The organism is Psychrobacter sp. NG27 (genome assembly GCF_016106655.1).
Classification (GTDB): domain Bacteria; phylum Pseudomonadota; class Gammaproteobacteria; order Pseudomonadales; family Moraxellaceae; genus Psychrobacter.
In genome coordinates, this window is record NZ_JADGIN010000003.1 from 84,105 (window position 1) to 100,857 (window position 16,753).

The window sequence follows — 16,753 nt, forward strand, 5'->3', positions numbered from 1 at the left end:
CTACTTTCACTCGGCTTCCTTGTATCTAAATTATATTGGACATTTCGTCTATATAGTCGGTTCAATATAATTTCTGCACTCGCTGTTTTTAGTCCATTCAGATAATCAATTGGTATTACTTGATCTATTAATGTGCTACTTGTACAGATTTTTTTACGTATTGTGCTGCTATAGACATAATCTGCAAATACTTATGCCAGTAATACCGACTCGACTTTGAAGTAAGTCAGTTATATCAATTATTTTTCAGTCGTTGACTATCTTTTGTAGGCTCAGCCTATGGTTGAGAAAAAATCTATTTTCAGTTCCTCTTTTTAAGTATCTCCGCTTAATGAAAAACTCAATCACACACTTCTTAAACTGCCTCAATATCCATTGATGCCCAGTCATGGAGAAGTGTGGTCACGTTGTTTGTACCTACAGCACCGTTTTTTCATTCAATCAGTAAGTGTAATTTTGTCGATTGATAATCGCTTACCTAGAATGATTATTTCAAGAATATGTCACTAAATAGGTGGCAAAAATCAGCTTTTCGAGCCAAAAATATTGCATAAAATTATCTAATTTATCCAATTTTATCTAATAAAATTCAGGTAAAGAGATTCTTTGTTAATTTTTTATAATATATTCAATTTTTGATATATTTTTAATTTAATAAAAATTAAATGCAGTTAAGTATTATTAAATAGTGAGGCTCTATAGCTGTTTATTTGAAATGCCTAATTCACTGAAATGAGTAGATAGAATCTATCTTATAACAAATAACTTTACCAACTATTACAAGAGATTAAGCAGTTACTTCTGAAGAGGAATGGTATGTTTCATAGCTTGATTACTAGCTGAAAAATCTAAATATAATGCCCAATATTCGATAAATTTAATATGTAAATTATATTTGTTATCATGAATATAATTTACATATATATAAAACTAATTATATTGAACGATAAAAAAATATAGCTATTATGAAGATAGGGTAATGAAAATGATAAGCGAATTGTTATCTTTTTAATGTATGTCTGTTTATTTTTAATTTAGATTTCTAGTAAATCAGAGTATGCATTTGTAACTTTATATCATGTGTACAGGGAGTACCGTACTATGAACAGCAGGGCCGTACTATTATCGGCTAAAAGAGCCAGTTTAGTAGGTTGTGAAACGACGCAGGCAGATATGGATTTGCTTAAATCCAGTATGATCGACCCATTCAAAATAATGCCGAAAAAGATAAGTGGCCATGCTGCTTTTTGTTCTAAAAACCATCAATTTCTTTCTCTCATAAAAACATGCTCAATAGCATGTTTGCCTAAAAAAAATCTCGTTTTCATTCAAAAAACATTAGTTAGTAGAACTCTGTTCTTACCTCATTCAATTTGTCAAATCAGCTGTCGTCTATCGAACGGCTTTAATGACACTCATGCAAAATTAATTAACTAATCAGGGAAGATATTATGAAAAATATAATGGTTAAAGTTAATAATCAAGTTGAGACAGTTGCTGAGTATCAAATTGCTACTCAAAGTGGTGCTGCTAAAGTTATTCAAGCTGTCGATAAAACCAATTATGAGCTTTTTGATCTAGACGCTGGGCAAGCACCAAAAAATATTGTCACTAAACGTATGGGTAAAGATCTTCATATTTCATTTGAAAATGAAAGTATCGACTCTGACCTGATTATTGAAGGTTTTTATGACGGTATTGATAGTGCATTGATAGGTATCACGGAAGATGGTAGCTACTCCTATTATGTGCCAAACACTGGCGAAGTAGTAGATGCGGTGACTGAGTTGCAACCCGGTGATATTGAGGGACAGACACTGGGTGGAGACTCACAAGCATCTCCTTGGTGGATAGGCGCTGCAGATGGCTCTAATGCTATGCCTTGGCTATTAGGTTTAGCAGGTATAGGTATTGCAGGTGCTGCACTCTCTGGCGGTGGTAGTAACAATAACAATAATAACGATAATACCGCTCCCGATGCACCAACTGTCGATCCTATCACAGGAGATGACATTATTAATGGCAGCGAAGCAACAGATGGTTTTGATGTCACGGGTACAGGTGTTACTGGTGATACGATTACTTTAACAGATGGTAATGGCAACGTTATTGGGACTGCTACCGTTGGTGCAGATGGTACGTGGAGTATTCCGGTTGATCAAGATGATGTGGACGCGATGGGTGAAGGGGCAGAGCAGTTAACCATAACTGCAACAGATCCTGCTGGTAATGTCAGCGACCCTACGACTATAGATATCAGTGTAGATACGATGGTGCCTGCCACACCGACTCTCGAAATTAATGAAAATGGAACGGAGATTACAGGGACTGGAGAGCCTGGTGCTACGATCGAAGTAGACACTGACGGTGATGGTGAACCCGATTATACCGCTGTAATCGATGGTGATGGTAATTATAGTATTGATACGAGCAGTAACCCATTGATAGATGGTGAAACGGTTACAGCCATTGTCGTTGATACTGCGGGTAATGAAAGTGATCCAATTAGCATGATGGCGCCGGACATAGATGATACAGATGCCGACGCCGACGCCGATGCCGATGCCGACGCCGACGCTGATGCCGACGCTGATGCCGATGCCGATGCCGATGCAGACGCTGATGCCGACGCTGATGCTGACGCTGACGCTGATGCTGACGCTGATGCTGATGCTGATGCTGATGCTGATGCTGACGCTGATGCTGATGCTGACGCTGACGCTGATGCCGACGCTGATGCCGATGCCGATGCCGATGCCGATGCAGACGCTGATGCCGATGCCGATGCCGATGCAGACGCTGATGCTGATGCCGATGCTGATGCCGATGCTGACGCTGATGCTGACGCCGATGCTGATGCTGACGCTGATGCTGACGCTGATGCCGACGCTGATGCCGACGCTGATGCTGATGCTGATGCTGATGCTGATGCTGATGCTGATGCTGATGCCGACGCTGACGCTGACGCTGACGCTGACGCTGACGCTGACGCTGATGCCGATGCCGACGCTGATGCTGATGCTGATGCCGACGCTGACGCTGACGCTGACGCTGACGCTGACGCTGACGCTGACGCTGACGCTGACGCTGACGCTGACGCTGACGCTGACGCTGACGCTGACGCTGACGCTGATGCCGATGCCGACGCTGATGCTGATGCCCCAACCGCACCAACCCTCTCAGCCTCTGCCGAGCTTGAGTTAGGTGAAGCGACTGCCGGTACACTCATAGCAACCGCAAGTGGTTCAACCGATCCAAATGGCGATGCGGTCACCTATGAGCTTGACGCGGCCTCAGCGGTGAACTATGACATTGATGCAGACACCGGTATCATCACGCTGACCCAAGCGGGTGCGGACCTTGTAAATAGTGGTGGTTCACTACCAGCACCAGTGGTCAATGCCACTGATGGTGAGTTGGATAGTGCAGGGACAACGGGCGGGGTTCCAACTATCGTAGACAACAATAACGATGCCCCAACCGCACCAACCCTCTCAGCCTCTGCCGAGCTTGAGTTAGGTGAAGCGACTGCCGGTACACTCATAGCAACCGCAAGTGGTTCAACCGATCCAAATGGCGATGCGGTCACCTATGAGCTTGACGCGGCCTCAGCGGTGAACTATGACATTGATGCAGACACCGGTATCATCACGCTGACCCAAGCGGGTGCGGACCTTGTAAATAGTGGTGGTTCACTACCAGCACCAGTGGTCAATGCCACTGATGGTGAGTTGGATAGTGCAGGGACAACGGGCGGGGTTCCTGTTATTGTTGTGCCACCTATCATTGCTCGAGATGATACTGATAATCTTGAGTTGGAATTACAAGTAGAAACTACTGTACCAATAGATCAAGAGAACTTTACATTGCTTGGAGTTATTGGTGGAAGTGATGGCACGAATAGTAATCTCGGCTTTACAGTGAGTGAAAGCACCAACGGTACTGTCAACATTGAAGTTAAACAGACCGCTTTATTGCAAGTAGCTGATGCGATTAGTCTAGAAATTTATGATAACAATAATCAGCTTCTTTACATCGCTGCTAACGAGAATAATCCACTGGTAGGTAATGTTCTTGGCTTAGAAGTTTTAGGTTTAACAAATAATGCTGGTGGTTTGACAGCAACCGTATCTGGTTTAGAGCCAGGTGACTATAAAATCGTAGTTCGTAAAGATAATAGTTTATTAACAGATTTGGTGAACGACCTTACGTTAGCAGAGCTAGGTGAGTCTGGAGTGGTGTTAGGGCCTAACAATCAAACTGCTGTTTTAAATGCAGTTGAAGATGCCTTAGGACCCTTTGGAGGGCTAACTTTTTCAATTCTTAGCCCTATTCTTACCCCATTGCTAGCTGCCCCTGGAGGGTTAGGAATTGATGGTTTAATAAATACTCTGGGAGTTTTCCTGTCAGACGCACAAATTGACAGAGTACTTGATGATTTAGTGGCTCCATTGCTCAGCAATACTTTGACACTGCTTGAAACGACTGATGTCACAGCCACATTGATTGAGTATAGTTTCGCTAACGATACCGTAGTGACAGGCAATGTTATCGACCCTGATCCTTCAGCAACTAATGAGTCAGGCGAAGATACTGTTAATCCAATTACCACACTTAATATGATAGCAAGCAGTAATAACTCAAACTCAGTACCAACTGCTACTGAACTAAACGGTGTTGACGCACTCTCTATCAATGGTGAATATGGTGTGCTCATTATTAATGAAAATGGTGGTTATACCTATACAGCTAATGGTGATTATGAATCGTCAGGTCAGTCAGATACATTTACATATACTATTTCCGATGGTACCAATAGTGTTACGGCAGATTTAGTGATTGATCTTGACTTCACAGTTAATATGGCAGGTGGTGATGACGTTGTTAATATTACAAATAATATTGTTCAGTCATCTCTAGTTGAATTAGATGGGTTAGATGATAGTGCAAACACGATCAATCTCGACTCGGCTCTAAACGTCAGTATTATAGGTGGTGATGGAGTAGATACTATTAACCTAACTGGATCAAGCCAAACGCTAAGTCTATCTGATATATTCCAAACGGAAGTGCTCGATATTAGCGGTACTGGCGCCAATACACTGCTAGTTCAAACAGCAGATATTGCTAATTCAGAGGTATCTAGTCCTATCTATGTCAAAGGTGATAGTGATGATACGGTCGATCTAGAAGGCGATAGTTGGTCTAATGTGGGACAGACTGCCTCAGAAGGTGAGACATATAATGTGTGGCAAGCAGGTAGTGATATCTCTACACAGATTTATATCGATACTGATATTACCAATATTATCTAATACCAATTAGTCTAATTTCAATTTTAAAACGCTTCCGAAATGGAGGCGTTTTTTACAATGTCTATCTGATTTTTTTGAGATATAGTGAATAAAATTGAAGAATATAGTCTTAATATAAGTGCTGTATGTTTATAATTAAAATATGACAAAGCGCAAGATGCTATAGGACAATAAAACATGGACGAACATATAAACTCAAATTTTTTGGTTAATTTTTTAGAAAAAAAATTACCAGCTATTTATGATAACTGGACGCAGTCACATTTCACAAAATTGAGTCAAGAAAAGGAGAACGGTTCAAATTGCCTAGCGCTAGATACTTTGGCCAATACTTTTATATTGTCGGTATCTGATGGTCACAAAAAAGCCAAAACCGTCTCTTTTATCGTTGATAATTCAATGTTATTGAATGAAATACATAACACTAATAGCTTCTCTGACTTTGGACGAATATTGCCCATCGTTATAGAAAAGTTAGACAAGCTGTCCACAAAATTTGATGCCCCCATTATATGGCTAAGGCTTGAGTGGATCAATCAAGCCTCATTTACCACTTGGTCGGATTTTCAGCAAAGCTTAAAACGATTTAAGCGTAATTATTATCGCTCCGGCATCGCATTTGAAGGTGTACGTGAGCCGTGGTTATTATTAACTGAAATGGAATTGAATGCCAATGCTTGCCTTTATATGGGCAATACCGTCTCTCATGCAGGGGTCAACGCTAACAACTTGAACGTGTATCTGAAGGCGCGTCATGGCAGCAGCCAAATTCCCAACTTTCACGATGATCTGCCTATTGTTAGCTTTAATACCGCTGGTGTATTTATAAATATAGAGACAGGTGAGTACCACACTCTCGAAACCAAACCTCGTCATAAGGGCCATCGTAAATTACGACCCCTGTCGGTAAGCAGCACCCAACCTATTATTGAGCAGGCCACGCATTACCTTGCTAGGCAGGTCACGCCATCAGGCAAATATGTATATGGCTATTTCCCTTGTTTTGGTCGAACGATAGATACTTATAATAGCTTACGTCATGCCAGTAGTACTTATGCGTTGATAGAGGGCTATGAGGCCTGTCGTGGTTTTTATACCGCCCGTAACGATGATACGACAACTGCTTTGACTGATATGCGGAACAATACTGACAATGCGATGGGCTATTTGATTGATGAGCTTATTCAAATTTATGATGACAAAGCATATGTGGTTGATACTGGTGGAGAGATTAAGCTGGGTGCCAATGCGGTTGCGATACTGACACTGGTCAAATATCTGCAAGTATTTGAGGATACGCCTTTTGCAGGCAAATATCATGAGCTAGCAACCAAGTTAGCGTTAGGTATTATCGCGATGCAAAAAGAGGATGGTAGCTTCGTCCATGTATTGCATAGTAAGGATTTATCACTCAAAGCCAAAAACCGCATCATCTATTATGATGGGGAGGCGGCATTTGCATTAATGCGTCTATATGGACTGACTAAAGATGAACGCTGGATTAATTGTGTCACTCGCGCTTTTGATTATTTCATTGCTGCCAAACATCATCAAGCGCACGATCACTGGTTATCATACTGCTCAAACGAGCTGATTATTTACAAACCTGAAAAAAAGTACTTTCAGTTTGCAGTTGATAATATTAGAGGCTATACCGATTTTATCAAAACTCGTATTACTACGTTTCCGACCTTGCTTGAGCTGTCTATGGCGTTTCACAAAATGCTTTTGAAACTAAATGAGCATCCTGAATTTCAAGATGTGTTAGCAGGTTTTGATGTTGAAGGGTTTTATGAAGCGCTACATGCGCGTGCCAATCATTTGATGAATGGTTTTTTCTTTCCAGAAATGGCGATGTTTTTTAAAGCGCCACAAACCATTTTGCATGGGTTTTTTATCCGTCATCACTCATTTAGAGTACGAATTGATGATGTAGAGCATTATTTATCAGGGCTAGTGGCATATCAAAAGCTGCTTGATAATAATACTTATCCCAATATTCTATCGACCATAAATCGTGTCACTGAGCAACCGCTTGTCCCAGTAATAGAAAAAAAGTCAAATAAATCTACGATAGCATGGGGCGGTGATGTAAATTTAGGGCGAAGACAGCATTTTTTAACCAAGCGTTATGGTATAGACAATGTATTGGATATAGCCGCCTTAAAAGAGTCAGATTTTACCATTGTGAACTTAGAGTGCGTGATTTCGGTACTGGGTAATCAAGGCAGAGCGAAAGGCAGGGGTGGTCATTACTATTATCGTGCGCGTCCCGAAATGGTCGAGATACTGCGTACGGCTGGCATAAATGCAGTGGCTTGCGCAAACAATCATAGCGGTGACTACCGGGCAGTAGCACTGTTACAGCAGCAAGAGATATTGGCAGTAGCAGGCATTGACTCCATTGGTACTGGCAAAAATAAAGAAACCGCTTTCGCCCCATTGTACCATCAACTACCCAATGGTATTCGTGTGGCCGTCTTTTCGGTAGATGCCACCATTTCTTATTTTGCAGCGACTGAAGAGACTGCGGGTGCAGCGTATATTGATCCTAAAGATCATTCGCTATGGACAGACACTTACACGCCTTTGTTTAAATTAGCCAAAGAGCAATCAGACTTGATTTTGGTTGCGATCCACTGGGGTGCCAATCGAGTGGATCGACCTGATTTAGATGAAATAGAAATTGGGCATCGATTAATAGACGCAGGCGCCGATGCTGTATTAGGTGCGTCTGCCCACCAGTTACAAGGAATAGAGATTTATAAGTCTAAGCCGATCATACATGATGCGGGTGACCTGCTTTTTGATGCTATGGTTTCTACACCTAAAGCTGGCGGTGTTTTTCAGCTAGAGATTGGCCTAAGCGGCATTGAGCGTATTCGGTTTTATCCTGTACACGTAGGATACGGTCAAACGCAACCTGCAACGGGTGAACAAGCCGTGGCTATCAGTCGTGACTTTGCTTCTATGTGTGCGGCAATGGGTAGTCAGGCGTCATTGCATGAAGATGGTAGCTTGTCGTTGGTGATTGAGCCAAGCTTAAAAAAAGAAAGAAGCACCGCCTCTATCAACCCAAAAGCGAACATCCCTCCTTTGAAAAAGCCGCGTATCAATTATGCTCAGTGGTCAGCACAAGAGCGTAGCGCTTTAGTCTTTGATGAGGTACCGGCAGATGCTCGCATTGAGCCGATTCATTTTGGTGCATTACAATTGGTAGGTGTAAGGGCCAGCCCAAGATTTTTTAACCGCCGCCGCATGTTAGGGATAGAGAGTTTTTGGCAAACCACTGAAGTGTTATCAGAGGATATTCGAATACATTTTAGGGCAAAACCTACCTTTGCCACTGAAAAAATGCGTGCGTGGGGTGTTGGGTCTGATCACGATCCTTGTGATTGGCTCATCCCAACCTCACACTGGCGTACTGATAAGGTATATCGCGACTTTTATGGATTACGTCCACCTTTTCTGACCGCATGGGAGGATGGTGTTCTACAGTTGGAAGTGGGTATTGTAGACAATAAAAAGCAGCATGCCTTTGTGGCATTGCCATTTCATTTTGTATTGTCGGCTGATAAGGTCAAGTATTCTGATCAGCTAGCCAAACACATGCATTACCGTCAAGCTTTTACTGATAAAGTCTATGACAATCATACCAACGGTACGTGGAATGCAGAACAACTGGCGTTAATTACGCGTGGAAAATGGCTGGTTGCACCGCCTGCTGATTGGTATGTGGATTCTCTCGTCGCTGGTTGGAGTCATGTAGGTCTGGCCTCTGGTAAAGTCATGTTTGTTGCTAACAATAATGACAACCGAGCCGCTCATGAAAACAGCATAAAAAAACCGAAACCATTTGATAGACATGATTTTCTGTTAAAGCTTCAAGACAGTTTGGCAGGTGCTATTGTTGATCATCCTGTAAAAAATTTGCATCCTGATTTTCCTATCTTGCAGGTAGATGACCCAATAAAAGCTTGGATGGAAATAGGCATTGCTGCTCGTACTCGATTCGCCAAACCGATTGTAGCAGTCACAGGTACAGTCGGTAAGTCTAGTACTTGCCATATGATACGAACCATGATGGGTGATGACCAGCATGTGTTGACCTCATTAGCGAACTATAACTCTCGTGTGGGTGTGCTTGGCATGCTAGCAAGCTTATCACCAAATCATGATGCAGCTGTCATAGAGGTGGCCCAAAGCGCCTTATGGATGAACCGAGGACCCATCACGCGTTTCTTGCGTCCTAACGTGGCGCTCATAACAGAAATTGGTATCTCACAAATTGAGATGGTCAAAACATTAGAGCGGGCAGTACGTTTTAAATGTATGGTGTTTGATGGTCTGGCTGGTGATGCTATTGCGGTTGTTGGGGCTCATTTACCACACTTTGATCAGGTGCTAGGCTATGCCCGTAAGCACGCTAAAAGCGTCCTTATATATGGCGACCATATAGATAGTGACATACGTGTAAAAAACATAGAAAGCACCTACTTTGGCAGTCAGGTGGCGCTTGATACCAATCGCGGAAGTTATTCATTCTCTATACCAATGCCAACAGCAGGTATGGCAAAAAGTGCCATCGCAGCGTTTGCAGTGATGTATGCGCTGGGTGAAGACTTGGACAAGGCTTGTCAGAATATTGGTCAATACCAATCTATCGAAGGACGGCTGTTAACCCACGAGGTTGCAGTAACTGGCGGTAATGTGACTATTATTGATGACAATTGGAATGCTCTATACGAGTCTATGGTCAACGCGCTGTCATTGTTTGGTGCACAAAGAAAGTCAGATAAACGCTTTATCTTTGTATTGGGACGCTTGGTTGATTTGGGTGAAAAAACCAAAGAGATGCACCAAAGCTTGTCAGTGCCTATACTAGAGAGTAAACCTGACCTCGTTATTACCCATGGTGAAGAAATGAAGTATCTACGCGAGGTACTACCTAAAGACATGCTAGGCGAACATTTTGACAACGTTGCTGATTTGGCTATGTATATAAAAAGTTTATGGCAACCGAATGATGTTATTTTGATCAAAGGCTCGCGAACTGGTAGTGACTTTGTGGGGTTATCTCCATTATTACAAGGCTGATATCAGAGAAGATTTTGTCAGACGATATTGCTGGTATCTTTGATGTTGGCGCCTTGGATATTGATACCCTTGATATGGCGTATGATTTCATTATCACGATAATCGTAATAGTATCAGAGTCAATATTTTTCTATGTTTTATTCATGCTCTCGTTGCCTTATCAAGTCAAATTTAGTAAGGTTTGTTGCATAAACACTAAACATCTCGTTAAAAGCACCTTCACGAGGCCAACCACTGAAACTTCATATGAAAAAATTGTTAAATAAAAAGCAGCTATTTTGTAGCCTATCAGTGCGTCATCATATCGCGATTATGGTGGCTGGTATGTGCTTTACTATGACAGCGCAAGCGGCAGTACAAGATTTGCAGATCAATAGTCTGGTTGCTCAAGCGGTTCAAATGCACCCTTTAGTCGGATCGGCCAGAGCGAGCCAACAAGCGACCACGGAAGGAATCAATGCCGCCAAATTGAATCTTTTACCGACGCCAAGCGTGAGCTCAGGTTACGATCGAGACAATGATTTTGTCTCAGAGGTGACCATTCGTCAGCCGTTATGGACAGGGGGGAAGCTCACCGCAGATGTCAATCAAGCCATATTTGATGACAAAGCTGCAGTAGAGTATGTTTATGAGCAACAAAACCTCGTGGCCAAAACGACGATTGAGGCTTGGCAAAGCTACATTCAAGCTGTCAACAAGCAACAAGTGCATATCGATAATTTAAAAGAGCTTGATGATTTTGAGGCCATGATGCAGCGCCGCGTGGGTCAAGGCGTGTCCGCTCGTATTGAGCTAGATCTGGTGACCAATCGCATCTTACAAGAGCAAACGTCTTATCAGGCGGCAGTCGAGCAGCAACGAATTGCCGCTGCTAGGCTTGAGCAAATCATCGGTCAACCCTTGTCTCAATTGAGCTCAACAAGTGTGCCAAACATCAAAGTATTGGTGAATGAGGCCAAGAGACAAGCGGTTGATTTTGAGAAAATGGCGTTCGATCGGGTGGGGTTTTATAATCCTACTGTCGTAAAAGAGCACTTTCAAATCGAATCTGCTAAACAAGGTGTCGAATCGCAGCAAGCGTCTCGATACCCGACCGTCTATGCTCAGTATGAACATGCTTACTATCACGAAAATAAAGAAAACGATGGTCAGTTTTCATTGGGGCTAAGCTATGCACCAGGGGCAGGGTTTTCTAACTTTGCGCTCGCCCGTGCCTCACAAGCAGAAGTCAATAGCTTGATACAGTCTCAAGAAGCAGCTCGCCGTAATGTCATAGAGGAAATTCAAGTACAGTACCAGCAATTTGTGAGCGCCAAGGATCGAGAGACCTCGCTGGTGGCTGCGGTTGCAGGGGCACAGATTGTGGTAAATTCCTATCGCAGACAGTTCATTGCAGGACGTAAGTCATGGCTTGAGGTACTCAATGCGGTGCGTGAGCATAATGATTATCAAGTGCAACTGGTACAGACTCGTGCGGAGATACTCGGTGCTTTTTATAGGTTACAAGTAGATTTTGGTCTGATGCCGTGGCAACAGTTCTCTCATAATCGTAAGCCTGTAACCTTATTTAGCCCGACAGCCTCTGTCAAAGAATGGTTGCAGAAGCAAGACAAACGCGCGGCTGCGGCTAGTGAAAACTTTGGCTATGGTAAAAACACAGCAGAAGAGTATGTTGAGATTAACTTACCTGAGACGGCAGAGCAAAGTTTGAATAATGGCGAATACCTCATGTTAAATGACGACTATAGTATTACACCGATAACCGACCAAGGCGATAGTGAAAACAATTAAATAAAAATGCCATATAAGATCGTCTACAGTATCTTGAATACGCAATTATCTCAAATATCAAATAAGTGATTCATATGAGTGCACCTTTACAAACGACATCCTCTCAGCCTGTGAGTCATCATGACGCATTGCCACAGTCAAGTGAGCCGAATTTTACCGAGACGCTGACAGATGCTATTAAACATTTGCTTGGGCAGCAAGGTTATCCTGTCGATAATATACGGCTTCATGATGTTGTTAAGCGCCACAGTGAGCTATCGGATAGACAAGGCCAAAGCATTCATGAATTGGGCGGTGTCATTGCAGTACTCAAAGGTATTGGTATCACAGACACGCCTGAAATATTAGAGCAGCCTGATGCCGCATTTCTGCCGTTATTGGCTTATCGCTCAGATATCGGTTGGGGCGTGATCGACAGCCAAACCCCGCAAAAAATCTGGAATTTTAGACAAGCAGATAAGCAAGTGCATACGCGTGTCGATGAGCTGTCATTGGTATTACGTATTCGTCTACAAGACGACCATGTTAAGCAGCGAAAAGCCTCATTCTCTGATTTGCTCAAGTCTGATTTAGGCAACTATAAAGGCATCCTTGTTGAAGCAGTTATTGCAACATTTTTGATCAATATGCTAGCGCTGGCTGTGTCGCTATTCTCAATGCAGGTTTATGACCGTGTGATACCGACACGTAGCGAATACACACTTATTATTTTGGCAAGTGGCGTGTTCTTGGTCATTATATTCGAAGCGTTCATGAAATTCTCACGATCGCGCATCATGGATAAAGTGGTCGTCGGGCTCGATCAGTATCTGTCTCGAGAAGTATTTCAACGTTTACTCAAAGTCCGTATCGATCAGATGCCAGGGTCAGTGGGTTCAATGGCAGCGCAGTTGCGCGGTTATGAGCAAGTACGCAGCTTTTTTACGGCCAGTACATTGTTCGGATTGGTCGATTTGCCCATGACTATTATTTTCATCAGTTTGATCGCTTTTATCGGCTCTCCTTTAGTCGCAGTCGTACCGGTGATTGCTGCGGTCATCGCTATCACGATGGGACTGATCGCACGCAAACGTATTGATGCGATTGCAGCAGAAGGTGCTAAGGCTTCTTATTACAAAACAGGCTTGCTCGTCGAGGCTGTGGAAGGGGTTGAAACCATAAAAGCAGGCGCGGGCAGTTGGAAGTTTTTGTCGCGTTGGCTCAATGTGATGGATGTCACGATCAAAAATGATCTGGACATGAAGCATGCCAACGACAATCTGACGTATTTTACGCAGATGCTACAGCAAACTAGTTATGTCGGTATCGTGATCGTGGGGTCGTTTGTCGTGATGCAAGGCGATATGACCATGGGTGGATTGATTGCCTGCTCGATACTTGGTGGTAGGGTGCTCGCACCAGTGATGGCCATACCAGGTCTGTTGGTGCAATATGCTCATGCTAAGGCGGCCAAATCAAATATCGAGAGTTTATTTGCCCTAGAGCAGGACAATCAAGGCGTTGCCTACCCGTTGTCGCCCACACATATTAAAGGTGCCTATCAGTGTGACGGCATGACATTCAACTACCAAGGCAATGATCGACCAGCCATCAATGTGCCGAAACTGGTGATCAAACCAGGGGAGCGTATAGCGATACTTGGGCCGATTGGCTCAGGCAAGTCTACATTGCTCAAAGTCCTAGCAGGTCTGTATGCGCCTACAGAAGGTCGAGTGTTATTGGATGGGTTGGATATCCATCAAATCAGCCGTGATACGCTGAGCGAACGTTTGGGATATTTGCAGCAAGACCATCGATTGTTTCAAGGAACCCTGCGTGAGAACCTATTGATTGGTATGGCAGCGCCAGACGATGATATCCTACAAGACACGCTGAATAGAACGGGGCTGATTAACTTAGTGTCTAGCCACTCAAGTGGTCTTGATTTACCAATCAGTGAAGGTGGTAAAGGGCTATCCGGTGGACAAAAACAACTGGTGGCATTCACCCGATTACTATTGACCAAACCTGATGTGTTTTTATTAGATGAGCCCACCGCTTCTATGGACAATCGCCAAGAGCAGCGCTGCCTACAAGTGCTGCGTCAGGAGTTGACGAAGGGGCAGACATTCATCGTGTCTACCCACAAAACCGCATTACTGGATTTGGTTGACCGTCTTATTATCATGGACAATCAGCGTATTATTATCGATGGCCCAAAACAGGCGGTACTCGACGAACTCCGAAAAAATGATCAAGTAAAAAACAAGACGACCATACAGCAAAAAGACAAAATCGTTGATAAGACCAAACAATCGACAAAAGAGGGTGCTGATGACTCAACGCCTACTAGATCTAGAGTGCAAAGCATCAGTGTAAAACCCATCAGTGCTAAAAAACCAACAGACGATCAAGGGAAGTAGGCATGTCAGAGTATAAGTACACACCCACCAAGCCCAAAGTTGATCGTTCAAGATTGAGTATTTGGATCGCTTTGATTGGTATCATTGCTTTGATTGTTTGGGCATCATTTGCCAAAATTGATCAAGTCACTCGCGCACAAGCAACCGTCATTGCCAGCGCTCGCACGCAAGAGATTCAAGCATCAGAGGGCGGCGTATTGACCAAGCTTGCGGTCTCAGAAGGCCAAGAGGTCAAAGCGGGGCAGCTATTAGTTGTCTTAGAAGAAGAACGTGCCAAAGCTGCTGTCGATAATTCAGCGTCTAAAACAGCGGCGTTGACCGCGAAATTGGCGAGATTAAATGCTGAAATTTTCGAAAAACCATTGGTGTTTCCTAAAGGGGTACAGCAATATCCTGAATATGTACAAAACCAAAGAGCGCTCTACAATCGACGCCGTCAGGCCATCAATGAAGAGGTGTCTTCTCTTGAAAAAATGCTAGTACTGGCTCGACAAGAGCTGAGCATGAATGAGCCATTACTCAAGTATGGCGATGTCAGTCAGGCTGATGTCATAAAGCTGAGCCGCCAAGTTGCTGATATCGAAGCGCAGATTAATAACAAGCGCAACAAGTACTTTGAAGAAGCACAGGCTGAGATGACCAAAGCTCAGGAGGAATTAGATACTGAGCTTGAACAGTTACGAGACCGCGCGCAAGTTTTAGAAGAAAAGCGTTTGATGTCGCCCACAGATGGGAAAATTAAGAATATCAATGTCACTACTATCGGCGGTGTGGTCAAGCCAGGTGAGGTCATTATGCAGATTTTACCGACCAGTAGTGATTTGGTTATCGATGCCAAGGTCAGCCCTGCTGACATTGCTTATGTTAGAGAAGGGCAAGATGCGACGGTCAAGCTTGATGCCTATGACTATTCTATTTTTGGGGCGATGAGGGGCACGGTCAACTATATCAGTCCAGACACATTGATGGAGCAAACGCCTAAGGGAGAAGAGCCTTACTATCGTGTGCTGATCGTGATTAATGGTGCCGAATTTAAAGGTCGCGGTGATGAAATCGTCATCAAGCCTGGTATGACGGCATCAGTGGATATCAAAGCGATGGAGCGAACTGTACTGTCTTACCTGACTAAGCCGATTACTAAGACCTTATCAGAGGGTCTGGGTGAGCGATAGTCTAAGGATAAGTGCTTAATTGCTGAATCTATAAACGCTGAACAGATAACAAAAGCCCCAGTCATTGACTGGGGCTTTTGTGTTATATAGGCTAGCATCGTATATAAACTGAATGATAATCCTATATTTGAAACTGAGATTTTCATTCAGAACTTTCTATCGAGTTTTGATTATTTTGAATGATTGTCTCATCTCGTAACGCTTGCCTGTTATCAATTTTTTGCTGATTGCGTTTTTTGACTTCATTGATGGCTGAGCTTAATTGATTGTTGATTTCCTCTACTTCAGATTTTGCAGACAAATAGTCTTTATCCAGTTTGACATTACTTTGGCGTGTGGGAACGTCGATATCCAATAGTCCTGCATTATTTCTGAACGTCTCTAGGGTTTCATTAGAGTTTGTCACTATAGATTGAGTGTTTTCATTCAATTGGTTTTCTAGAAGCTTGTTGTTTTGACGTGCACTTTTTTGAGTAGGGACATCATTTTCTTGAGCAGTTTTTTTAGCAGTAGATGCTGGTTTTTGAGCGTTATCTTCAATACTGCTTGACGTGTTAGCAGATGTTTCTTTGTTACTGCTCGTCAGTTCGGTACGGCTGGATGTGTCAGTACCTGTACGATCAGCAGCATTGACAGCAGTATCACCACTGTCAGAGCCTGTACTGTCAGAGTCTTTACTGTCAGATGCTTCCGTACTTTTAAGCGTTGTAGTATAGATTTTATCTGGAACAGACGAGTCTTGACTGTTAATAGCCAAGGGTTCGTCTTTATTTATACTGCTACTAGCAACGTCTGACGAGTCTGTCTTATTCATGTTCATATAAAAAATAAAAAAAACAGCTACATGTACCAATACAGCCAGACATAGTGCCCAAAACCATTTTTCACGGAACTTTATCATTGTATGGCGTCACCTTGTTTAAGCTAGGGCTTGTCATTATTTAACCCACAGAGAGACAGACAAGCAGCATATTAT

The 16,753-nt window shown here is 43.1% G+C and carries 6 protein-coding genes; 5 read left to right on the forward strand and 1 reads right to left on the reverse strand.

All coding sequences use genetic code 11. The features are described from left to right. Window positions 1–1,451 precede the first annotated feature (1,451 nt). The 5 genes from IP485_RS06470 (at window position 1,452) to IP485_RS06490 (ending at window position 15,777) form a co-directional block, all read left to right on the forward strand. On the forward strand, window positions 1,452–5,315 hold the full coding sequence (locus tag IP485_RS06470; RefSeq protein WP_198326543.1) for an Ig-like domain-containing protein: 3,864 nt from the start codon (window positions 1,452–1,454) through the stop codon (window positions 5,313–5,315). A gap of 177 nt (window positions 5,316–5,492) precedes the next feature. Next, window positions 5,493–10,412, forward strand: coding sequence for a CapA family protein (locus IP485_RS06475; protein ID WP_198326544.1), 4,920 nt, complete (start codon window positions 5,493–5,495; stop codon window positions 10,410–10,412). Between the two features lie 246 nt (window positions 10,413–10,658). Next, a complete protein-coding gene (locus tag IP485_RS06480; RefSeq protein WP_198326545.1) occupies window positions 10,659–12,203 on the forward strand; it encodes a TolC family protein in 1,545 nt (514 codons plus the stop codon). Window positions 12,204–12,277: 74 nt separating this feature from the next. Next, window positions 12,278–14,605 (forward strand): type I secretion system permease/ATPase, encoded by a 2,328-nt coding sequence (locus tag IP485_RS06485; RefSeq protein ID WP_194364187.1) that lies wholly within the window; start codon window positions 12,278–12,280, stop codon window positions 14,603–14,605. A 2-nt stretch (window positions 14,606–14,607) separates the two neighbouring features. Next, window positions 14,608–15,777, forward strand: a complete 1,170-nt coding sequence (locus IP485_RS06490; protein WP_194364188.1) for an HlyD family efflux transporter periplasmic adaptor subunit — start codon at window positions 14,608–14,610, stop codon at window positions 15,775–15,777. Window positions 15,778–15,919: 142 nt separating this feature from the next. Here IP485_RS06490 and IP485_RS06495 read toward each other — a convergent pair whose 3' ends face one another. Continuing rightward, the gene (locus IP485_RS06495) at window positions 15,920–16,678 is read right to left on the reverse strand and encodes a hypothetical protein (protein ID WP_198326546.1); all 759 of its coding nucleotides are present in this window, start codon (window positions 16,676–16,678) and stop codon (window positions 15,920–15,922) included. Between the last annotated feature and the right edge of the window lie 75 nt (window positions 16,679–16,753).

What these genes read in the sequence shown, in the direction of transcription:
- IP485_RS06470 (WP_198326543.1), top strand. Translation starts at nt 1,452, where the DNA reads ATGAAAAATATAATGGTTAAAGTTAATAATCAAGTTGAGACAGTTGCT.
- IP485_RS06475 (WP_198326544.1), top strand. Translation starts at nt 5,493, where the DNA reads ATGGACGAACATATAAACTCAAATTTTTTGGTTAATTTTTTAGAAAAA.
- IP485_RS06480 (WP_198326545.1), top strand. Translation starts at nt 10,659, where the DNA reads ATGAAAAAATTGTTAAATAAAAAGCAGCTATTTTGTAGCCTATCAGTG.
- IP485_RS06485 (WP_194364187.1), top strand. Translation starts at nt 12,278, where the DNA reads ATGAGTGCACCTTTACAAACGACATCCTCTCAGCCTGTGAGTCATCAT.
- IP485_RS06490 (WP_194364188.1), top strand. Translation starts at nt 14,608, where the DNA reads ATGTCAGAGTATAAGTACACACCCACCAAGCCCAAAGTTGATCGTTCA.
- IP485_RS06495 (WP_198326546.1), bottom strand. Translation starts at nt 16,678, where the DNA reads ATGATAAAGTTCCGTGAAAAATGGTTTTGGGCACTATGTCTGGCTGTA.